The sequence below is a fragment of the Streptococcus pluranimalium genome, assembly GCF_047785745.1.
GTDB lineage: Bacteria > Bacillota > Bacilli > Lactobacillales > Streptococcaceae > Streptococcus > Streptococcus pluranimalium_B.
Genome location: NZ_JBLOJT010000015.1, coordinates 1 through 20,553, shown reverse-complemented (window position 1 = coordinate 20,553; position 20,553 = coordinate 1). Strand labels below are relative to the sequence as shown.

At 37.9% G+C, this 20,553-nt stretch carries 26 protein-coding genes and 1 pseudogene; 18 read left to right on the top strand and 9 right to left on the bottom strand.

What is annotated here, in order from left to right; all coding sequences use genetic code 11:
• The first annotated feature begins 8 nt into the window (after positions 1 to 8).
• From folB to ACMZ6U_RS03485, 10 genes are all read left to right on the top strand, one after another.
• Complete coding sequence (folB, locus tag ACMZ6U_RS03530) at positions 9 to 368, top strand: dihydroneopterin aldolase (protein ID WP_416106300.1); 360 nt, start codon at positions 9 to 11, stop codon at positions 366 to 368.
• Positions 365 to 844 (top strand): 2-amino-4-hydroxy-6-hydroxymethyldihydropteridine diphosphokinase, encoded by a 480-nt coding sequence (gene folK, locus ACMZ6U_RS03525; RefSeq protein ID WP_416106299.1) that lies wholly within the window; start codon positions 365 to 367, stop codon positions 842 to 844. Before folB ends, folK begins: the two co-directional genes overlap by 4 nt.
• 78 nt (positions 845 to 922) lie before the next feature.
• The gene (murB, locus tag ACMZ6U_RS03520) at positions 923 to 1,822 is read left to right on the top strand and encodes a UDP-N-acetylmuramate dehydrogenase (protein WP_416106297.1); all 900 of its coding nucleotides are present in this window, start codon (positions 923 to 925) and stop codon (positions 1,820 to 1,822) included.
• A 164-nt stretch (positions 1,823 to 1,986) separates the two neighbouring features.
• Positions 1,987 to 3,141, top strand: a complete 1,155-nt coding sequence (locus ACMZ6U_RS03515) for an ABC transporter ATP-binding protein (RefSeq protein WP_416106295.1) — start codon at positions 1,987 to 1,989, stop codon at positions 3,139 to 3,141.
• Entirely contained in the window at positions 3,125 to 3,919 is a 795-nt protein-coding gene (locus ACMZ6U_RS03510) for an ABC transporter permease (protein WP_416106293.1), read from the top strand. Before ACMZ6U_RS03515 ends, ACMZ6U_RS03510 begins: the two co-directional genes overlap by 17 nt.
• Complete coding sequence (locus ACMZ6U_RS03505) at positions 3,916 to 4,692, top strand: ABC transporter permease (RefSeq protein WP_104967723.1); 777 nt, start codon at positions 3,916 to 3,918, stop codon at positions 4,690 to 4,692. Before ACMZ6U_RS03510 ends, ACMZ6U_RS03505 begins: the two co-directional genes overlap by 4 nt.
• A complete protein-coding gene (locus tag ACMZ6U_RS03500) occupies positions 4,685 to 5,752 on the top strand; it encodes an ABC transporter substrate-binding protein (RefSeq protein WP_416106291.1) in 1,068 nt (355 codons plus the stop codon). The genes ACMZ6U_RS03505 and ACMZ6U_RS03500 overlap by 8 nt, the downstream gene beginning before the upstream one ends.
• Before the next feature lie 127 nt (positions 5,753 to 5,879).
• Positions 5,880 to 6,743, top strand: a complete 864-nt coding sequence (locus ACMZ6U_RS03495; RefSeq protein WP_416106289.1) for an IS982 family transposase — start codon at positions 5,880 to 5,882, stop codon at positions 6,741 to 6,743.
• Positions 6,744 to 7,075: 332 nt separating this feature from the next.
• Complete coding sequence (locus tag ACMZ6U_RS03490; RefSeq protein WP_416106287.1) at positions 7,076 to 7,543, top strand: GNAT family N-acetyltransferase; 468 nt, start codon at positions 7,076 to 7,078, stop codon at positions 7,541 to 7,543.
• Between the two features lie 2 nt (positions 7,544 to 7,545).
• A complete protein-coding gene (locus tag ACMZ6U_RS03485) occupies positions 7,546 to 8,703 on the top strand; it encodes an Mbeg1-like protein (protein WP_416106285.1) in 1,158 nt (385 codons plus the stop codon).
• A gap of 13 nt (positions 8,704 to 8,716) precedes the next feature.
• On the opposite strand, the gene ACMZ6U_RS03480 is transcribed toward ACMZ6U_RS03485, so the two are convergent.
• The 7 genes from ACMZ6U_RS03480 to ACMZ6U_RS03450 all read right to left on the bottom strand — a co-directional run bounded on the left by ACMZ6U_RS03480 (position 8,717) and on the right by ACMZ6U_RS03450 (position 13,035).
• Positions 8,717 to 9,274, bottom strand: coding sequence for a DUF3278 domain-containing protein (locus tag ACMZ6U_RS03480; protein ID WP_416106283.1), 558 nt, complete (start codon positions 9,272 to 9,274; stop codon positions 8,717 to 8,719).
• A 311-nt stretch (positions 9,275 to 9,585) separates the two neighbouring features.
• Complete coding sequence (locus ACMZ6U_RS03475; protein WP_416106282.1) at positions 9,586 to 9,918, bottom strand: hypothetical protein; 333 nt, start codon at positions 9,916 to 9,918, stop codon at positions 9,586 to 9,588.
• A 5-nt stretch (positions 9,919 to 9,923) separates the two neighbouring features.
• The gene (locus ACMZ6U_RS03470) at positions 9,924 to 10,454 is read right to left on the bottom strand and encodes a DUF3278 domain-containing protein (protein ID WP_416106280.1); all 531 of its coding nucleotides are present in this window, start codon (positions 10,452 to 10,454) and stop codon (positions 9,924 to 9,926) included.
• Positions 10,455 to 10,475: 21 nt separating this feature from the next.
• Positions 10,476 to 11,003 carry a DUF3278 domain-containing protein gene (locus ACMZ6U_RS03465; protein WP_416106279.1) on the bottom strand — a complete coding sequence of 176 codons (528 nt, stop codon included), beginning with the start codon at positions 11,001 to 11,003 and terminating at the stop codon, positions 10,476 to 10,478.
• Positions 11,000 to 11,206: a helix-turn-helix transcriptional regulator gene (locus ACMZ6U_RS03460; protein ID WP_160543977.1), complete on the bottom strand. Its 207-nt coding sequence runs from the start codon at positions 11,204 to 11,206 to the stop codon at positions 11,000 to 11,002. The genes ACMZ6U_RS03465 and ACMZ6U_RS03460 overlap by 4 nt, the downstream gene beginning before the upstream one ends.
• A gap of 190 nt (positions 11,207 to 11,396) precedes the next feature.
• Positions 11,397 to 12,017, bottom strand: a complete 621-nt coding sequence (locus ACMZ6U_RS03455; RefSeq protein WP_416106277.1) for a Pr6Pr family membrane protein — start codon at positions 12,015 to 12,017, stop codon at positions 11,397 to 11,399.
• Positions 12,018 to 12,087: 70 nt separating this feature from the next.
• A complete protein-coding gene (locus tag ACMZ6U_RS03450; protein ID WP_416106275.1) occupies positions 12,088 to 13,035 on the bottom strand; it encodes a hypothetical protein in 948 nt (315 codons plus the stop codon).
• Positions 13,036 to 13,145: 110 nt separating this feature from the next.
• On the opposite strand from ACMZ6U_RS03450, the gene serB reads away from it, so the two are divergent.
• The 3 genes from serB to ACMZ6U_RS03435 all read left to right on the top strand — a co-directional run bounded on the left by serB (position 13,146) and on the right by ACMZ6U_RS03435 (position 15,342).
• Positions 13,146 to 13,790, top strand: a complete 645-nt coding sequence (gene serB, locus ACMZ6U_RS03445; protein ID WP_416106273.1) for a phosphoserine phosphatase SerB — start codon at positions 13,146 to 13,148, stop codon at positions 13,788 to 13,790.
• Between the two features lie 471 nt (positions 13,791 to 14,261).
• Complete coding sequence (locus tag ACMZ6U_RS03440) at positions 14,262 to 14,624, top strand: iron chaperone (RefSeq protein WP_416106271.1); 363 nt, start codon at positions 14,262 to 14,264, stop codon at positions 14,622 to 14,624.
• The gene (locus ACMZ6U_RS03435; protein ID WP_416106269.1) at positions 14,614 to 15,342 is read left to right on the top strand and encodes a pseudouridine synthase; all 729 of its coding nucleotides are present in this window, start codon (positions 14,614 to 14,616) and stop codon (positions 15,340 to 15,342) included. Before ACMZ6U_RS03440 ends, ACMZ6U_RS03435 begins: the two co-directional genes overlap by 11 nt.
• Positions 15,343 to 15,399: 57 nt before the next feature.
• Here the strand turns inward: ACMZ6U_RS03435 and ACMZ6U_RS03430 are convergent, their stop codons facing one another.
• Positions 15,400 to 16,641 (bottom strand): aminopeptidase, encoded by a 1,242-nt coding sequence (locus tag ACMZ6U_RS03430; protein ID WP_416106268.1) that lies wholly within the window; start codon positions 16,639 to 16,641, stop codon positions 15,400 to 15,402.
• A gap of 165 nt (positions 16,642 to 16,806) precedes the next feature.
• Here ACMZ6U_RS03430 and ACMZ6U_RS03425 point away from each other — a divergent pair, with 165 nt between their 5' ends.
• The 5 genes from ACMZ6U_RS03425 to ACMZ6U_RS03405 all read left to right on the top strand — a co-directional run bounded on the left by ACMZ6U_RS03425 (position 16,807) and on the right by ACMZ6U_RS03405 (position 19,428).
• On the top strand, positions 16,807 to 16,938 hold the full coding sequence (locus ACMZ6U_RS03425; protein ID WP_018379768.1) for a DUF4044 domain-containing protein: 132 nt from the start codon (positions 16,807 to 16,809) through the stop codon (positions 16,936 to 16,938).
• Between the two features lie 45 nt (positions 16,939 to 16,983).
• Complete coding sequence (obgE, locus tag ACMZ6U_RS03420; RefSeq protein ID WP_416106266.1) at positions 16,984 to 18,297, top strand: GTPase ObgE; 1,314 nt, start codon at positions 16,984 to 16,986, stop codon at positions 18,295 to 18,297.
• A 399-nt stretch (positions 18,298 to 18,696) separates the two neighbouring features.
• On the top strand, positions 18,697 to 18,900 hold the full coding sequence (locus tag ACMZ6U_RS03415) for a hypothetical protein (RefSeq protein ID WP_416106264.1): 204 nt from the start codon (positions 18,697 to 18,699) through the stop codon (positions 18,898 to 18,900).
• Positions 18,887 to 19,252, top strand: coding sequence for a GNAT family N-acetyltransferase (locus tag ACMZ6U_RS03410; protein ID WP_416106311.1), 366 nt, complete (start codon positions 18,887 to 18,889; stop codon positions 19,250 to 19,252). Before ACMZ6U_RS03415 ends, ACMZ6U_RS03410 begins: the two co-directional genes overlap by 14 nt.
• Positions 19,253 to 19,266: 14 nt before the next feature.
• A complete protein-coding gene (locus tag ACMZ6U_RS03405) occupies positions 19,267 to 19,428 on the top strand; it encodes a hypothetical protein (protein ID WP_104967740.1) in 162 nt (53 codons plus the stop codon).
• Between the two features lie 43 nt (positions 19,429 to 19,471).
• On the opposite strand, the pseudogene ACMZ6U_RS03400 reads toward ACMZ6U_RS03405, so the two are convergent.
• Positions 19,472 to 20,553 (bottom strand): annotated as a pseudogene (locus ACMZ6U_RS03400) (transposase); the annotation flags it as partial.

The window sequence follows — 20,553 nt, the reverse complement described above, 5'->3', positions numbered from 1 at the left end:
AGTCAGAAATGGATAAAATTATTCTAAAAAATTGTCGTTTTTATGGTTATCATGGCGCATTCGCCGAAGAAAATATGCTTGGACAAATTTTTGTGGTCAACGCCATCTTGTCGGTAGATTTAACTAAAGCTTCCTTGTCTGACGAGTTAGAAGACACTGTCCATTATGGTATGGTGTTTGACTGCATTAAACATCAGGCTGAAAACCAGCGTTATAAACTTATTGAACGTTTAGGAGGGGCTATCTGTCAAGATATTTTTGAGCAATTTCCATCGGTTCAATCAATTAACCTTGAGATTACCAAGGAAAATCCTCCCATCAATGGCCACTATGATGCTGTAGGAATTAGTTTGGAGCGACGCAGATGACAGTGGTTTACTTGAGTTTGGGTTCCAATATGGGAGATAAGCTGGCTTATTTAAAACAAGCTATTCAGCGTTTATCGCAACTACCAAAAATACGATTTGTAAAGGCGTCTTCTTTTTACCAAACAGCAGCTTGGGGGAATACTGATCAAGATGATTTCATCAATGCTGTTGTGCAGTTAGACACTGACTTAGAAGCCTTAGAACTGCTTTATCAATGCCAAGAGATAGAGAAGGATTTAGACCGTGTTCGTCATGAACATTGGGGGCCACGTACCATTGATATCGATATCTTGTTGTATGGTGAGGCTACCTATAATAGTCTAGAATTGACAGTACCACACCCTTATATGATGGAGCGTGCGTTTGTGCTCGTTCCTCTAGCTGAATTGACTGAGGATTTTGTGATACCAACTACAGGACAGACTATCTTGGAAGCATTGGCACAAATCAGTCATGATGATATTGTGAAAATATAGAAATGTACTGTCATATCAGCGATTTTTTGGTATAATGTAGTTTGGCTATGCCAATTTTGTCTGTATGAGGAAACTACAATGTTAAAAGAAATGGAAGAGGCTTTATCGGGTATTGATATGCGTGTCGATGAGCCTTTGAAAAATTATACTTACACCAAGGTTGGGGGGGCGGCAGATTATCTTGCTTTTCCTCGCAACCGTTTTGAATTGGTACGTTTGGTTCATTTTGCCAATAAGCATGATATCCCATGGTTGGTCTTGGGAAATGCTAGTAATTTAATTGTCCGTGACGGCGGTATTCGTGGTATGGTGATCATGTTTGATCGTTTGAAGACAATAACAATTGATAGTTATGTCATGGAAGTTGAAGCTGGAGCTAACCTCAAGGAGACAACTAAGGTGGCGCGTGATCATAGTCTAACTGGTTTTGAGTTTGCTGCGGGAATTCCAGGGAGTGTCGGTGGTGCTGTTTTTATGAATGCGGGTGCTTACTGGGGGGAGATTGCCCATGTACTTGTATCAGCTCAGGTTCTAACACGAGATGGTCAAGTCAAAACACTCGAAGCCAAAGATCTGAAGTTTGGTTATCGTCAATCAGCCCTTCAAACCTCTGGCGATATCGTCATCTCGGCTAAGTTTGCCTTGAAACCTGGCGACTATACTGTGATTAAACAGGAGATGGATCGTTTGAACTATTTGCGTGAGCTCAAGCAACCCTTGGAATATCCATCTTGCGGATCTGTTTTTAAACGTCCACCAGGACATTTTGCAGGTCAATTGATTACAGAGGCTAATCTTAAAGGCTATCGTATTGGCGGTGTTGAGGTTTCTGAAAAGCATGCTGGCTTCATGATTAATGTTGACAATGCTACAGCTAAAGATTATGAAGACTTGATAGACTATGTTATCGAAACCGTTGAAAAAACCTCAGGAATTACGCTGGAACGTGAAGTTCGAATCATTGGGGAATCACTTTAAGAAAAAATATCAGCTCAGAATGCTTACTTTCTGGGCTGATTAGTAGTTTAGAGTCTTTATAGTAAAAATGAACAGGATAACTGTTTAGATTATGACTTTAATAATGAACAATTTAAAAAATATCACAGCTATAAGCTAGAAAATCTATGGAGGATTTATGACCATTGACTAATCCAATTATTGCCTTCAAAAATGTTTCAAAGACATTTGAAGATAGTGCGACGACCGTTTTAAAAGATATCAATTTTGAATTGGAAGAAGGGAAGTTTTATACCCTTCTTGGAGCCTCTGGTTCTGGGAAATCAACGATTTTAAATATTATTGCTGGACTTCTAGATGCTACGTCTGGAGATATTTTACTGGATGGCAAACGCATCAATGATGTCCCAATCAATAAACGTGATGTTCATACTGTTTTTCAATCTTACGCGCTTTTCCCACATATGAGTGTTTATGAAAATGTTGCTTTTGCTTTAAAACTTAAGAAAGTGGCTAAGAAAGAGATTGACCAACGTGTTAAGGACGCGCTAAAAATGGTCCAACTTGAAGGCTATGAAAAACGCTCTATTCAAAAGCTCTCTGGTGGTCAGCGTCAACGTGTAGCTATTGCACGCGCTATTATTAATCAGCCAAGAGTTGTTCTCTTAGACGAACCCTTATCAGCGCTTGATTTGAAGCTTCGTACAGAGATGCAGTATGAACTGCGTGAATTGCAACAACGTTTAGGTATTACCTTTGTTTTTGTTACCCACGACCAGGAAGAAGCGCTCGCCATGAGTGACTGGATTTTCGTCATGAATGAAGGTGAGATTGTTCAGTCAGGAACACCGGTTGATATTTATGATGAACCCATTAACCATTTTGTCGCAACCTTTATTGGAGAATCAAACATCCTACCAGCGACCATGATTGAGGACTATTTGGTAGAATTCAACGGCAAACGTTTTGAAGCTGTTGACGGTGGTATGCGTCCTAATGAACCTGTTGAGGTTGTGATTCGTCCGGAAGATTTACAAATTACCCTACCAGATGAAGGAAAACTTCAAGTAAAAGTGGATACACAACTTTTCCGTGGCGTACACTATGAAATCATTGCTTACGATAACCTTGGTAATGAGTGGATGATTCATTCAACCCGTAAGGCTATCGAGGGTGAAATTATTGGGTTGGACTTCCAACCAGAAGACATCCATATCATGCGTCTCCATGAGACAGAAGAAGAATTTGATGCCCGTATTGAAGAATATGTTGAAACGGAAGAAGTAGAAGATGGATTGATTAATTTCATTGAGGAGGAGCGTCATGAAGAAAACGGCTAGCTTTTTCTCTGTACCCTATTTTCTTTGGGTCTTTCTCTTTGTTTTAGCACCAGTGGCTATGATTATCTGGAAGTCATTTTTTGACATCTCTGGTCATGAAACGTTAGGAAATTATCAAACTTTTTTTGGGTCTTGGACTTATTTAAAAATGAGTCTGAATTCTATCCTTTATGCTGGTTTGATCACCTTGGTAACTCTCGTGATTGCTTATCCGACAGCTTTCATTTTAACCCGTCTCAAGCATAAACAACTTTGGTTGATGTTGGTTATTTTACCAACTTGGGTTAACCTTTTATTGAAAGCCTATGCCTTTATGGGGATTTTTGGCCAGCAAGGAAGTGTCAATACCTTCTTGAGTTTCATGGGATTGGGATCTCAGCAGATTCTTTTTACTGATTTTTCTTTCATCTTTGTAGCATCATACATTGAAATCCCATTTATGATTTTACCGATTTTCAATGCCTTGGATGATATTGACAGTAATCTCATCAATGCTAGTCGAGATTTGGGCGCAAATGATGTTCAAACCTTTACTAAAGTGATTTTTCCCTTATCCTTAAATGGGGTTCGTTCAGGTGTCCAGTCTGTTTTTATACCAAGTTTGAGTCTATTTATGTTGACTAGACTTATCGGTGGTAACCGTGTGATTACGCTTGGTACAGCTATTGAACAACATTTCCTAACGACTCAAAACTGGGGAATGGGATCAACGATTGGAGTGGTCTTAATCGCTGCCATGTTAATGATTATGTGGGTAACGAAGGAGAGAAAATCATGAAAAAATTTGCTAATATCTATCTGATTTTTGTCTTTGTTCTCTTGTATGCGCCTATTTTTTATCTGATCTTTTATTCATTTAATAAAGGCGGCGATATGAACGGCTTCACGGGTTTTACTCTGGAGCATTATCAGACAATGATTTCAGATAGCCGTCTTATGCTTATTCTGGCACAAACTTTCTTTTTAGCCTTTTTAAGTTCATTGATAGCGACTGTTATTGGTACATTTGGAGCTATCTTCATTCATGAGAGTAAAAAACGTTATCAAAATAGCATGTTATCGACCAATAATATCTTGATGGTAGCACCTGACGTTATGATTGGAGCATCCTTTTTGATCTTGTTTACAACTATCAAGTTCCAATTAGGATTTGCGACAGTCTTACTCAGTCACATTGCATTCTCGATTCCCATTGTTGTTCTCATGGTTTTACCGAGGCTAAAAGAGATGAATCAGGATATGATTAACGCTGCTTATGATTTGGGAGCAAGTCGTTCTCAAATGCTAAAAGAAGTTATGTTGCCTTATTTAACGCCAGGGATTATAGCGGGATATTTTATGGCTTTTACCTACTCTCTGGACGATTTTGCGGTCACTTTCTTTGTGACTGGCAATGGTTTTTCTACTCTTTCTGTTGAGATTTATTCTCGAGCTCGTCAAGGTATTTCATTAGATATAAATGCTTTGTCAACCTTGGTCTTTTTCTTTAGTATTTTGTTAGTCATTGGCTATTACTTTATTTCTCAAGATAGGGAGGCTAAAGATGCGTAAATTAACAACCTTTCTGACGGGAATTATTGCTATTATTATCCTTTTGTGGGGAACTAGTTTTCTTCTTCAGAAGCAATCGGGTGATGTTTCAGACAAATTGGTTATCTATAACTGGGGTGACTATATTGATTCAGATTTGTTAACCAAATTTACCAAAGAAACAGGTATTAAGGTTCAGTATGAGACGTTTGATTCCAATGAAGCTATGTATACCAAGATTAAACAAGGTGGTACCACTTACGACATTGCAGTTCCAAGTGATTATACGATTGACAAGATGATTAAAGAAGATATGTTGATCAAATTGGATAAATCGAAAATTAAAGGTCTTCATCATATTGGGAAAGAATTCTTGGGCAAAAGTTTTGATCCTAAAAATGATTATTCCATCCCCTACTTCTGGGGAACGGTTGGTATTGTCTATAATAAGAAGCAACTAGATACCTATCCCAAACATTGGAATGACCTTTGGAAGTCTGAGTATCGTAACAGTATTTTAATGGTTGATGGTGCTAGAGAAGTGATTGGAATTGGCTTGAATAGCTTAGGCTATAGTTTAAATTCGAAGAATAAAGCTCAACTAAATCAAACAGAGAAGAAGTTGAATCAACTCACTCCTAACATTAAAGCTTTAGTTGGTGATGAGTTAAAGGGTTATATGATTCAAGGTGACGCTCCAATTGGTGTGACTTTTTCTGGCGAGGCAAGTGAAATGCTTTATGAAAATGAAGATTTGGTTTACATTGTTCCACCAGAAGGCTCTAATCTTTGGTTTGATAATATGGTTCTTCCAAAAACAGCTAAGCATACTGCTGAAGCTTATCAATTCATTAACTTTATGCTAGAGCCACAAAATGCAGCACAGAATGCAGAATACATCGGCTATTCAACACCTAACAATGCAGCCAAGACCTTGTTGCCAGATGATATCAAAAACGATCAAGCCTTTTATCCGAGTCAAGAAACGATAGATCATTTGGAAGTCTATGATAATTTAGGTCAAAAGTGGTTAGGCATTTATAACGACTTATATTTGCAGGTCAAAATGTATCGTAAATAGAATTGATCAGGGAGAAAAGTTAAGTGTCGAACATTAAGATACTCGTGGTGCTAGTTAAGTTTCAACGACAATAAAAAGCCCAAAAGGACTATACTGTAAGTGACAAAACAAACAGGAGGTAGTCCCAATGAGCCACTTACAGTATACCGCTAAATCCCATCATTTACAATGGAATATCAAACAATTATCCCAAATCAGTTCCCAATTTTATCGGACCTACTGCCCCGATTCGTTGAAGCATCGTCGCAATATCGGTTTAGCCAAAGTTTCAGATGAGTCACTGCTTGTTTTATTGCTACTTCAAGCTGAGTTAGGGATAACATCACAACGCCGTTTTTACAGGATTTGTCACCTTTTCTTTGGTCATAACTTACTAGAAAGAAGCCGCTTTAATAGACGAACAAAACAATTGATTTGGTTGGTTCAACTCATTCGACAAGCCTTGAGTGGGGCAATCTCGCCAGATACTATTGTGATTATGGACAGTTTTCCATTGCCGCTTTGCCAGCCTATTCGCAATCATAGCGCCAAGATTTTCAATGATGTCGCTGATATTGGGTATAATGCCGCTAAAAACCTTTGGTTCTATGGTTTTAAAGTCCATATGTTGGTCACTTTGTCGGGGTTTATTCTCAACTATGTTGTGACACCAGCCTCTGTTCACGATATTAAAGTCGTTGATGAACTCCTAGAAGGCTGTAGGCAATCTCTAGTTCTTGCCGATTTAGGCTACCTCAGTCAAGAGCTAAAAGATAGGTTAGAACAGAAAGGCTATCACTTATGGACACCATTACGCCAAAACATGATCGATGCAGAACAACATAATCACTGGCAGTTACTTGTCATGAGAAGAACGATCGAAACTCGCTTTTCTGAACTTTGTGCGCTATTTGATATTGAGCACACGTTGACGAGAAGCATTAGGGGACTACAATTAAGAATCGAACAAATCATACTGGCTTATCATTTGAGATATTTTGAAATTAACTAGCACCACGGGTTTAAGATATGTAATGATATTCTACTTTGACATTTGATGACATAAAAAAGACATTTCAAGACTTAAATATTATTTTTTTATGAGAAAGTACTATAATTATTAATAGAGACATGTGGGAATTCTCTCTCAAAAGTTCTCTCCTAAATCTTCTCTCTCTCTTCAGATTTAGGAATCTTGATTTCACCTATCAACCCCATGTCTTACTTATTTCTCTCTCGTCTCAATATCATATTGAGACAAAACTCATCCTTTGGGATGGGTTTTTTTCTATGTTATTAGCTCTGAATTTATGATATGATAATAAAAACAATAAGGAGATAGCTATGATTATCCCCAAACTTCAAAACTTATTATCCCAAATATTAAGTGTCCACCACGCTGTACGACCTGATATTTTTAAAGCAAATGGCAGTAAATTCTCGGATCAAGAACTGGAAGATATCATGTCTAATGACCAACGTCCTATCTTTATTTATGAAGATGATAAAGGAAATCTCTTGGGGCATTTATTTTTGATCATCCAAGAGGCAAAAGGATTGGCTACGCAGCCCAAGAAAACGCTTTTTATTGATGATCTTTGCGTTGATGAATCAGCACGAGGTCAAAAAATAGGGGAGAAACTGTATCAGTTTGCTTATCAAAAAGCTATTGAATGGGAATGTTATAATCTCACGCTAAATGTTTGGAATGCTAATGAAGGAGCTGTTCGATTCTACGAACACATGGGAATGATTCCTCAATCAATGCGAATGGAGACCATTTTAAATCCTGAATGGAAAGATGTTAAATAGCTATGGAAAATCTCTTAGATTATGTCAAGAGTGTCTCTCAGTCACCTTTTTCCAGTTTACCCTTAACCGATTTAGATTTTGCTCTATTTAATGAATTAGGCTATTTATCTCTTATTGATTATTTCCAAAAGGATATGAAGCAAGAAGTATCCGTCACCATCAGTGATTGGCTACCCATTTTTCAGCGCACTAAGCCAAATCTTCATTTTACTTTTCTAAATACTAAAGAGCGTATTGAGCTTTTTGAAGCTGTGCTCAATAGTAAGAGATACCAACAAGTGACTATTAGCTCTTATGTCAATGATATTGATACTGAGTTTGAACGTCAATTTGCAGCGATGGTTTTTTCGATTCCTGAAGAAAATTGCCATCAAGTCGTTTTTCGAGGAACAGACGATAGTTTAATTGGTTGGAAGGAAGATTTTAAATTAACCTACATGCGGGAAATTCCCGCTCATCGTGCTGCGATACTTTATTTAAAAAACGTTCTGCCGGATTTGAGTGGTAGAGTAATTGTTTCGGGACATTCTAAGGGAGGTAATTTGGCTATTTATGCAGCAGCTCATTTACCTAAGTCGCTGAGAGAAAAGATAGATCTGCTCTATATGTTTGACGCTCCTGGCTTTCGTCAGAATTTTTTGCAAACACAAGAGTATCTAGCAATCAGAGAGAAAATTATCTCTATAAAGCCATTTGAGTCAGTCGTTGGTGTTATGCTTGAATCTGATTGTAAGGAACAAATTGTAGCTTCAAAAGATAAAGGCATGGCACAACATCTCATGATGAATTGGGCTGTTAATACAGGTAAAGCTCAGTTTGAATGTATCACGCAATTATCTTCGATGAGCCAAAATTTGGAAAAAACATTTGCGACTTGGAATGAGAGTTTGTCTCACTATGAGCTAAAAAATTTATTTGACTTACTATTTGATCAACTGATTGACCATGGTCTTACTAGCCTTGATGATTTTTCTGTAAAAAATCCTTTAGAAATGACTAAATATATTGATGTTTACAAGGCTTTATCACCCCAACAAAAACAAACTTTTACGAAGGCTGTCCACTTATTTATCCAAGCTTACCGAAGCAATGCGCTAAACTCTCGAAAGACTAGCTTATCAAGCATTTTAATAAAATGGCAAAAAATGAAATCGGACTAAAAGGTTATGGAAACTATTTTCCATAACCTTTTAATTTTTTTTCTTTATCAATACTGAAATAGGCTAGAACGGTCATAAAGCCACCGAAAACACTACCGCCGATAAGAACTCCTCCGATTAACCAAGGATTTGTCAATAGATCCAATAAGCTTTTACCATTTTTCAAAGCAGTGAGGCTATTTTGAACGAACATGAAACCTGTAAAGACGATGCCAGACAGAATTCCTCGTTTAAGAGCTTTTTGCCGTTCACTTTTAAGGTCTGTCTCTGGAACTTCAATAAAACCACTGGTATCAATATCAGCCTTATCCATTTTCATTTTAAGGATTAGGGGGATGATAAAAATAGTTACTAAGATATTTAGACCAACATAAATCATTCCTGCATATTTAGGAAGAAAATCATAAGTCAGCAGGAAAATAAGTGACGAGAACATGATGTAGTAAGTTAGGATCAGGTAGGCATGCCCTGCGAGTTGATAAGCAACGTGTTTAACATATTCATCAAAGACACCACTGATTCCAAAAAAGCGTGCGAATTGTTTTTCAAATCGGTTAGATTTCTTTGCCATGATATTTTCCTTTAAAATAGCGTAAATAGATGAGGTGAGCGCTTATGCAACAAAAGTAAAAAACTAAGAGAGGATTAAGGTAGCCACGTATCCATTCAATAGTGAGAAGGAGTATTGAAGCAACATCAATAATGAGGTACCAAGTCGAATTATGCGGGTGTCTTTGATAGTTTTTTGATAGAGTTGATAAGTTTGCGAAGAGAATGATTTGATATAAGATGGGTGGAATAGGATTGTTTTTCATAAGACAATAGCAGCTAAGCCCGATTATAGAAAGCAAAAGTATCGAAAAAATAAAGTGATTGCTCTTTCTAGTCATTAGTTTGTTTCCTCCTCCAGAAGATTAGGGAAAGCAGATGGCCAATCATGATGATTCCCATAAAGAGTAGAAAAGGACTCGTAAAACCTCTACTGATTTCGGTGCTAGCAAAGACAATAAAGCAAAGATCAAAAGCAAGTTGACTGAGGAAAAGTCGCTTACTGTTCTGGTTTTTGAGAGGAAAATTGAGGGTGATTATCCACCAGAAAATCCAAGTGGCGTTAGCTACCTTTACATGATCAATGATTTGTGATAAATAAAGGATAATCGTTAGCACTATCCATGCTACTAAGAACATAAAGTTAGTTTTTTCATTTTTAAACATAGAAACTATCCTTTTCTATGTTTTCCTTTGGCTTTTCTTAATTGTGACCAATACATCAAGATATAAAAGAGACTGAAGGTGATGACAGCTCGTGCAATCTCGTTTATGGTTACCAATTTGTAGAAATCAACTCGTCCACTATCGAAGAAATCAAACAGAGTAGGTGCCAGATAATAAAACATAGCCAAATATAAACAACTTCTTAATGTTCGTTTTCTAAGTTTTTGTCGATAGTCGGAAAAAGTCATTTCCTCTAGTTCAATAGTAAGCAAATCTTTTTCATTTAAAAAGTGACTGATCTTTGTAAGGTGGATAAACAGCAGTAAAAAGTAACTGACGGCAAGAATAAAAGAGAATTTATCAAATTGCTGACTAGGCAGATAAATAATGAGCGCTACCCAGAAAATTACCTGACTTGTGACGACATAGGAAATAAAAAGTTTATTACCAAGTTGATTGACTTCTTGAAGGCGGTATTCATCTAGTTGATCAAGCCCATAGAACCATTTAATGAGAGTAAGCCAAACTGTGGGCATAGTGCGAATCCTTTCTAAGTATTATTTCGTTTCTTCGATAATGACGATATGTGAAAGATATTTTTGACGATTAGCTATAAATAATAGAATTGTCACTATCAAGCTGATGGCTCCAATACCAGCTACCATTTGATAAAAGGAACGATCAGGATAGTGAATGCTTTTAGCCTCAAGTCCTAAGAGATAAATCCCTAAAGAAAATAAAACAATGAATTGTATGATTGCAAGCAAGGCTGCTCTTTTAGTGAGATAGAGACGTGCTTGTTTGAAGTCTTCAGGACTAACTTCTAAATGCTTAGTGCCCAATTTTTTGATGAACTGATATTTTGACATCTGAATACCAAAGAAAGCTAGAACAGGTAAGAGTTGCCATTCAGTTTGCCCCGTTATGGCCGTCAAAATCATGCTTATCACAATGCTAGAGTTTAGAAGCATAAAGCAGGCATTTCCAAAAGCATTTATTTTTGCTATATAATATTCATCCAAAGTTCCCAAAATATGGTAATTTAAGCGAATCCATTTTTTATAAAGGGTATCATTTTGATTCATTTGAGCCTGCCTTTCCTTGGTTCCCAAAACAGAGTATTGAGGTCACTGTGTAGCGTTTCAGCGAGTTTGATGCAAAGATCGAGTGAGGGGTTATATTTATCATTTTCAATCAGGTTAATAGTTTGCCTAGCTACGCCAATCGATTTAGCAAGAGCGAGTTGCGAAATGCCCTGTTTGATCCGAAACTCTTTGACACGATTCATGAAAATCCTTTCTATGCTAAGTGAAATGTCTTTTATATAAGACACCTTAAGTTAAAAAAATAAGAAATTAGGTTTTTGTGTCACATATATATTACATGTTTATTATATCACTGAATGAAGTAATGTCAACTATATATGACATATTTTAAAATAAAAAAAACGATACCAAGATCGTTTTTAGTCATATTGATTATTGCTTTTTACCGAGCCCTTTTTTCAAGGTAAGGAGGACAAAGCCAACTATAATGTAAGCCAACAGGATAAAAATGGTATTTTTACCAACTTGAGCCCAGCCATATTTGTTAACATTGATAAAAAAATAAGCAAAGGGACTATCTTCAGCACCAGGAATCCGCCATTTAAGGACTGTCCCGTTAAAAAGGGCAAAGATAAAATAAGCTAATGGTGCACCAGTCCACCAAAAGGGATCATACCAATGATAAATTTTTTGACGATCAATGAAAAGGGTATCTGCAATAAAGCCGATAGGGACCAGGTAGTGAACAATCATGTTTCTAATATTCCAAAATTCATCAGGCTCTGCTAAAGGAGCAAGCATGATATGGTAAACTAAAAAAGTGATTGTGATACTCATTGTGATAGCAGCTTTGATTCGCAATGTTTTAGTATCAGATATCTTGCCTAACTTAGTTTCTCTAGCTACCAGATAAAAAAGAAATGAGAAAACAATGATATTGGAAAGAACGGTATAATAGAGTAACATTCCCCACCCATCTTGATAAATTTGCATTGATACGCCGATTAGCCCAAGAATACCGAGGCATAAGCGATAGATAAGAGTTTTTGACATGATAATCCTTTCTATATTAAGAACTAGTCTACTCATTTTTAGATCATTTTTCAAGGTCATTTTAGAAAAATCATCGTTTTCTCATAAAAATTGTCAACCTTTCAAGTAGTTCTTGGGATTTTTGATGTAATGGATAAGGTAGCGAAGGCCCATGTGTCTGCATGGCAGTAGTTAAAATCCTCTTATCCTCAGAAGACAAGATATCAATAGAGTGCCAGTAGTTCAGTATGTCCAGCGATAAATCATCAAGACGCAGATTTCGCCGATGTTTTCGCCGACGGCATAAGGTTTGTAAAGCATTATACCCTTCAGGTAAAAGTGATTCCTTATCCGTTTTAGTTTTGGGGAAATCCTTCTGAGTTTGTAAGTTCAGAGCTTGACGTAACTGTTCATTTTCAGCTTGCAGTATCTGGAGTTGTTGCCGGTAGTAGTCCTCGCGGGAAGATGGTGACATACTTTCAATAAAGAATTCAGGGCGATCATCCTCAAGTAAAAAAGGTTTGATATAAGCAGTCCAAAGTTGCGTTAATTTGGCAAATTCTTCAGAACTGTAGGCATTATTACTTCCGCCTTTATAAATCAAATCCTTTAAAAGTTTGTAATCATTAAAGGCATGAAAGTTATTAGCCGGTCGCTCTCGGAAGACATCATTTTCTAAAAGATAAGTGAGTAGAGGTCTCGAGAAATTAGTTTTAGTGAATTCTGGAACTTGATTCTGACTGGCAAGACGTTTTAGATTGCCTAGTTTCTTGATTTCTTTAGCCGGTAAATAGTCAGTTGCAGCTGTAAAATACTCAATACAGTTAGCACCAATGTGAATCAATCGTTTGCCATTTTTAGCGTTGACTAGTTCGTACCAATCCTTTATCCCTTTGGTACCACATAGACAACGTATGGAACTATCAATTTCATTGTGGATTTTAGCGATGCTTTGCCATTCCTTGATAGCTGTCGGTAAATGCTTTGAAACGGAATTCTCCAATATTTTATCGGCTAATGGTTGACGAATTTTTCCCAAAATATAACTCCTTTACAAGTAAAAAAATATTATAGCATAATTATGGTGAAATGAGTCTTGCTATTGTATGAGGCTTTCGATACAATAAGTGAAACAAGTGGAGGTATATCATGAAAGAAGTTAAGGGACTTTTAGTCATGGATGTTGATTCGACTTTGGTCAAAGAGGAAGTGATTGACTTGCTGGGTGAGGAGGCAGGTGTCGGAGATTTGGTTGCTGACATTACTGAACGAGCTATGCGAGGAGAATTAGACTTTGAGGAAGCCTTAGCGGAGCGAGTTGCTTTGCTAAAGGGATTACCAGAATCCATTTTTAATAGGGTTTATGACAAGATCCACTTTAATAAAGGTGCTAAAGCACTAGTCGATGAACTGCATGCGCGTGGCTACAAGGTTGGCTTGGTGTCAGGTGGTTTTCATGAAACGGTAGATCGCCTAGCTAATGAGTTGGGGATTGACTATGTCAAGGCGAATCATCTGGAAGTCGTTGATGGCTATCTGACAGGAAAAATTTACGGTGATATTGTGACCAAAGAAACTAAGGTGACAAAATTAAAAGAATGGGCAAAAGCCAATAACCTTAACCTTTCTCAAACCATAGCAATGGGAGATGGCGCCAATGACCTCCCCATGATCAAGAAAGCTGGTATTGGCATCGCCTTCTGCGCCAAACCAATCGTTAGAGAAGAAGCAACCTATCAAATCAATAAACCAGATTTATATCAGGTGATTGAGATAGTCGATATGAAAAAGTAAAACGTGTCCTAAGAGACACGTTTTTTAAATCATTTCAAAAAAAATAGCACCGAATCGGTGCTCACTTTTTCAAGTTGTGTACGGACTAGCCTTATTTTAACTTGCTGTGTTGTTTCGAATGGTTCCAAAACACAGTCTCATCACGGATAATGTCGCCATTTGTTTTAGAGCTGTGTTGTTTTTAGCGTAGGCTATATGTCTAGGCTATTTTGTTATATCTCAAAATAAATCGTGAGAGGATCGACTAGGTTCTCTTTCTGATATACAGATGATTTATTTAATTTTTATTCAAGTTGATCAGTCCAGTCCATTATGTTTGTTGGTGAAAATATTTCTCTTTAAATTTAAAAAATTCTTTGATATAATCACTGTGTTTAGGGAAATTGATATTTAAAATCGTTTCAGACGTTTAATGGTTCGTGATAAATAAAAGAGTTAGTAGAAAGCAATGACAAAAGACAGGATAAGATTATGAAAGAAGATAGTCAAGCTGTAAAGAACTATATTGATATGCATCATGTAGCTCACCGTGATTTCCTATTAAGGTTACGGAGTATGATTAAAGCCCATCTGCCCAATAGTTGTGAAGGCATAGCTTGGTCAATCCCTTCCTATTGGCAAAATACTTATCTGATTCATTTTCAATCTTTTAAACATCATGTCAATGTTTATGTTGGTCCTGAAGCGGTAGCTTATCTCCAAGAGAACTACCCTGAATTATCCTTTACTAAGCGAGGGTTTCAGTTGCGCTATGATCAAGAAATTCCTACTAACCCCCTAAGAGCTGTATGTCAATGGCAATTACAAAAGTACGGAGATAATGATGAGGCTTGATAAATTTTTAGTCGACAGCGGAATAGGCTCTCGCACACAAGTAAAAGCCATTCTTAAAAAGAAACAGATTACGGTAAATGGAAAGATAGAATCATCTCCTAAGGTGCATATAACTCCTGAAACGGATCAAGTGTGTTACGATGGAGCACCTTTAATCTATGAGCAATTTCTTTACTATATGCTGCATAAACCTTCAGGGGTCATTTCAGCAACTGAGGATGCTCACCATAAAACCGTTCTGGATTGTTTGGATGATCTAGCAAAACAAAAAGCTGTCTTTCCAGTTGGGCGATTGGATATTGATACCGAAGGACTGCTTTTATTAACTAACAATGGTCAGTTGGCTCATGCAATGCTATCACCTAAGAAGCACGTTGATAAGCTTTATCAAGCAGAAGTAGCTGGTATAATGACTAAGCAAGATCAATTATCTTTTCAGAGTGGTATCACATTAAGCGATCATGATAGTTTACCAGCTCAGCTCGACATTATTTCTGTGAATGAAGAAAGACAGACTAGCCTGGTTAATATCACCATTCAAGAGGGAAAATTTCACCAAGTCAAACGGATGGTAAAAGCCTGCGGTAAAGAAGTTACTTACCTCAAACGTCTTTCTATGGGTCCCTTATTCCTTGATAATAGTCTAGAAAAAGGCGACTGGCGCCGTTTGACTGAAGAAGAATTAGCTGCTTTGGAAGTGTTTGGTGTACCATTATAGACAAAAACATCTCGTTTACGCTAAAACGAGATGTTTTTATATTCAATAAGACAATGCTTAGATAGCCCATTCTCCACCACGGAAGATTGGGACCACCTCACCGTCAGCAGTGATACCGTCAATATCCATTTGATCAGAACCAATCATAAAGTCAACGTGTGCCGTTGAACGATTGAGCCCAGCAGCTTCTAATTCTTCATTGGACATTTCTGTACCACCTTCAATACTAAAGGCGTAAGCTTGACCGATAGCTAGGTGGTTTGAGGCATTTTCATCAAAAAGAGTATTAAAGAAAGTTAACCCTGACAATGAAATTGGTGTCTTATGAGGGACAAGAGCTACCTCACCAAGAGAACGTGCACCGTCACTTTCTTCGACCAAACGTTTGATGGTATCCTCGCCTTTTTTAGCAATCACATCAACGATTCGGCCATTTTCAAACGTAAATGTCATGTCTTCGATGATAACACCAGCGTAGCTCAATGGCTTAGTAGAAGAGACATAACCATCAGCACGACGGTAATCAGGGGCTGTGAAGACCTCTTCAGTAGGCATGTTTGCAATGAACTCTTCACCTTGAGCATTGATACTACCAGCAGCTTCCCATAGGTGATTTTTAGGCATGCCGAGTGTCAAATCAGTTCCTGGTGCAGTATAGTGGAGAGCATCAAATTGATATTTGTTCAAGATATCAGCTTTAGCAACCAAGTTTGCTTGGTGCTCATCCCATGCTTTGATAGGGTCTTCTTCGTAAACGCGGTTTAGTTTGAAGATAGTGTCCCAAAGGGCATCGACTTGTTCTTCTTCAGTAGCTAAGTCAGGAAAGACAAGGGCAGCCCATTCTTTACCTGAAGCAGCGGCTAGGTTCCAGCTGACTTTATTAGATTGTGTTGCTTCACGTTGTGCGGCAAGAGCAATAGCTTGAGCTTGAGTAGCCTTAGACAAGCGCTCTTGATCAACAACGGAGAAAACATTTGGATCAGACGAGCGGATGACTAGTCGGCTAGCTTTTTTCTCTAAGAAATAATCTGATTTTGCAACAACATAGTCAGCAACACTTGTTACACGCTCTTCATCAGCGTGCAGGAAGCGATCTCTTGTGATCTGATCATCGATATAATCAACAACAACCTCAGCAGCCCCATATTGGTAGGCAAATTTGGTTAATAAACGAGCAAAATCAACCTGGTCAACACCTATAGAAATAACGAGAGTATGTCCTTTTTGGACATTCACACCTTTAGCAATCAATAATTCAGCGTACTTAGCTAAATGAGCTTGAAAATTTGGTAAAACCATAACGATCTCCTTTTCACATAATGGTTCTATTTTACCATAAAAACGCTTTAAAATCACAATTTTTCGACAATTTTACTCATGTAGAACTTGACTGGTATTAGTTGATATATGACTTAATTCATGGTATTATTTTAAGAGATAAATTCAGAAAAAGAGGTATATCTTTTGGCATTTGGTGATAATGGTCCACGTAAAAAAACAGCATTTCAAAAATTAACAATTGTAGTCGTCTTTTTGATGGTTATCATAACTGTTGCTGGTCTTGTTGTATCGGCACTAGGTTCATTAGGCTGGTAGAAAAACGCTGTAAAGCGTTTTTTTCTGCTAAGAAAAGAGGAAAATATGAGTATGTTTCTAGATACAGCCAAGATTTCGGTTAAGGCTGGTCGTGGCGGAGATGGTATGGTTGCCTTCCGTCGTGAAAAATATGTCCCAGACGGTGGTCCATGGGGTGGTGATGGCGGCCGTGGTGGTAACGTTATTTTTGTGGTAGATGAAGGACTTCGTACCTTGATGGATTTTCGTTACAACCGTAAGTTCAAGGCTAAAGATGGTGAAAAAGGAATGACTAAAGGGATGCACGGCAAAGGTGCACAAGACCTTTATGTCAAGGTTCCTCAAGGGACAACAGTTCGTGATGCAGAAACTGGAAAAGTGCTCACGGACTTGATTGAAAATGGTCAGGACTTCGTCGTTGCCCGAGGCGGTCGAGGTGGTCGTGGTAATATCCGCTTTGCGACACCAAGAAATCCTGCACCAGAAATTGCTGAAAATGGTGAACCTGGTGAAGAACGTCAACTTGAACTTGAATTGAAAATTTTAGCAGATGTCGGTTTGGTTGGATTCCCATCAGTTGGGAAATCAACGCTGTTAAGTGTTGTTTCAGCAGCTAAACCTAAGATTGGTGCTTATCACTTTACAACTATTGTGCCTAATATTGGTATGGTGCGCACCAAATCTGGTGAAAGTTTTGTCATGGCTGACCTCCCAGGATTGATTGAGGGAGCTCATCAAGGTGTTGGTTTAGGAACACAATTCTTGCGTCACATCGAGCGTACTCGTGTTATTCTCCATGTTATCGACATGTCTGCTAGCGAAGGTCGCGATCCTTTTGAAGACTACAAGACAATCAATAACGAGCTGGAGTCTTATAACCTTCGTTTGATGGAACGCCCGCAGATTATTGTGGCTAATAAAATGGATATGCCTGAATCAGAGGAAAATTTGAAAATATTCAAGGAGCAATTGGCAAGAGACTACGATGAATTTGACGAATTGCCAATGATTTTTCCAATTTCAAGTATTGCCCACCAGGGCTTAGAAAATCTTCTTGAAGCAACGTCTGAACTCTTGGATAATACAGATGAATTCTTGCTTTATGATGAATCAGATATGCAGGATGATGAGGTTTACTACGGCTTCAATCCAGATGAGCGCCCATTTGACATTTCACGTGATGATGATGCTACATGGGTTCTTTCTGGTGAGAAACTTGAAAAACTCTTTGTCATGACCAATCTTGAACGAGATGAATCTCTCATGAAATTTGCCCGTCAATTGCGTGGTATGGGTGTCGACGATGCCCTTCGTCAACGTGGTGCTAAAGATGGTGACATTGTCCGTATTGGCAACTTTGAGTTTGAATTTGTCGATTAGGATACAAAGGCCCATAGCAAAATAGGAGTTTTGACTAAGAAGCATAGCTTCTAGGAAAATCGATCTTTTTCCTAGAAGGTAGACCGTGTTCAACTTGATTAGTGTTGGAAGCTCTTCTAGTCATAGAGGTAACTGAAGAACTGCTGTAGATACTATGATGAACTACCTATCAATCTTACTATAGTCTTTTGAATTAACTTTGATACATTGTCACCTTTAACTTGCCGTACTCCAGTACTGTCTATGTCTCAGTTCCTTGTCTGAAAGTTAATTCATTTGCCTATAACTACGAAAACAGTAAGATTAGCTCTTTCTCCTTTGTGTTCTATGTCATGAGTTTAGAAATGGCTAGCGAAGTGATTTAATGATGTCTTTCAAAATTAGTTGGAGTTTTAATGTATGAATCACAAAGGAACAGTGCAACTCGAAATAGACCGACTGATTTTAAGGAAATTTCAGTTAGAAGATGCTGAGCCCATATTTGACAGCTGTTGGTTTGAGCTTGATGTTTGGAAGTGGACAAGTTATGATGAAATGTCTTGTGTTGCTGATCTTGTAGAAAAAAAATGGTTTATTCACGGATTGGTGGCTGTCCTTAAATGATCAAGCTAATCGTTATAATTGGGCAATTGTTTTACAATCAACCTCTCAACCCATTGGTCGTATCTTTGTCATAGAGCTTAGCGAGGAAAATGCAGAACTTGAAATTACCTATGAGATAGGAAAAAAATGGTGGTATCAAAGTTTAATGACAGAAGCACTGAAAGAAATCATTCGCTTTTTGTTTGAGGATGTTCAGGTTAACTGTATCGTAGCTTATCATGCTAAGGAAAATCCTGACTCAGGTAAAGTTATGAAAAAAGTTGGTATGACATTTTGTAAAATGGTTCCAGGTGCCTATACTTGCAATGCAAGCACTTTTGATAGTTATTACTATTCGATTGAAAATCAATAAAGCAGGAGGTTGTTATGGGAGATAAACCTATATCTTTTAAAGATAAAGATGGTAATTTTGTTTCGGCAGCCGATGTTTGGAATGCTGCCAAGCTAGAAGAACTGTTCAATCAGTTAAATCCCAATCGCAAATTGCGATTAGAGCGTGAAAGAAAAGCCAAACAAAATGATGAATGATTGTTAAAAAGGCTCTTCGTCAACTGTAGTGGGTGACTTATAATTAACATCTAGAGAGAATCGTTCCGGTTCTCTCTATTTGTCTCTTTCCGGTTTTCGAGAGACAACCTAAAAGGGTCACTCCCCTGACCCTTTTAGTATTCAAAGCGATGAGTATTTTGGTTTTAAAGTTCTTGAATTTCTTAAAGCCAAAAGCTTGGCGTTTGATATCTTTGATGAGTTTGTTGGTTGCTTCTAACTTAGCATTCGAATAAGGAAGTTCTAAGGCATTGATGATATAGTCCTTGTATCTTAAAAAAGTTTTGAAGACCGTTCGAAACTCTTTATTCACAGTCTCCAGATGCTCCTCGATCAAGTCAAAAAAGTGGCTAGCTTGTTTCTCTTGAAAATGAAACAGTAATAGTTGATATAGGTCATAATAATAGCGCAGTTCCTCAGAGAAAGGTAAGGTTTTCTGAACGACTTCCCGAGGGGTTAAGGTTTGTCTAAAGGTCCTTGAATAGAACGTCTCCGGAGATAGTTTGCGACTATCTTTTTGTAAGATTCGCCAGTGATTCTTCATCGCTCGGTAAGGAAGTGATTGCGTTTCAAAGCTCTTCATGATGGCAATTCTCGTAGCCATCATAGCCCTGCTTAGGTGTTGGATGATGTGGAAGCGATCAAGGACAATACGAGCGTTTGGGAGTGAAATAGTCCAGTGGACTCTTTCAGCCTGAGCCTAAAAACAAGATAGCGAAGGTTTTGATGATGGGAATATAGCTACCAGACATGTCCACAGTGACAACTTCAACCGTCTCACGAACTTTTCTTGGAAATTTGTAGAAGAAGTTCTTAATCGTGGTTTGTTTATTGTCTTCAAGGACAGTGACGATTTGTCTGGTCTAAAAGTCCTGAGCAATAAAGGCTAATTGTCCTTTGTTTCTCGAAAATTCATCCCAAGACAGAACGGCAGGTAGCTTATCGAAAGTTTCTTTGATTTGGAAATTTTCCAGTTGTCTTTGAACAGTCGCTACCGAGACATGACATTGCCTAGCGATAGCGGCATTGCTTAAGGATTCGGTTAGAAGCTGAGTGATTTTAGCCCAGACCGGTTGCGAGATTTGGCAGTTTCTTTTCACTAATGGG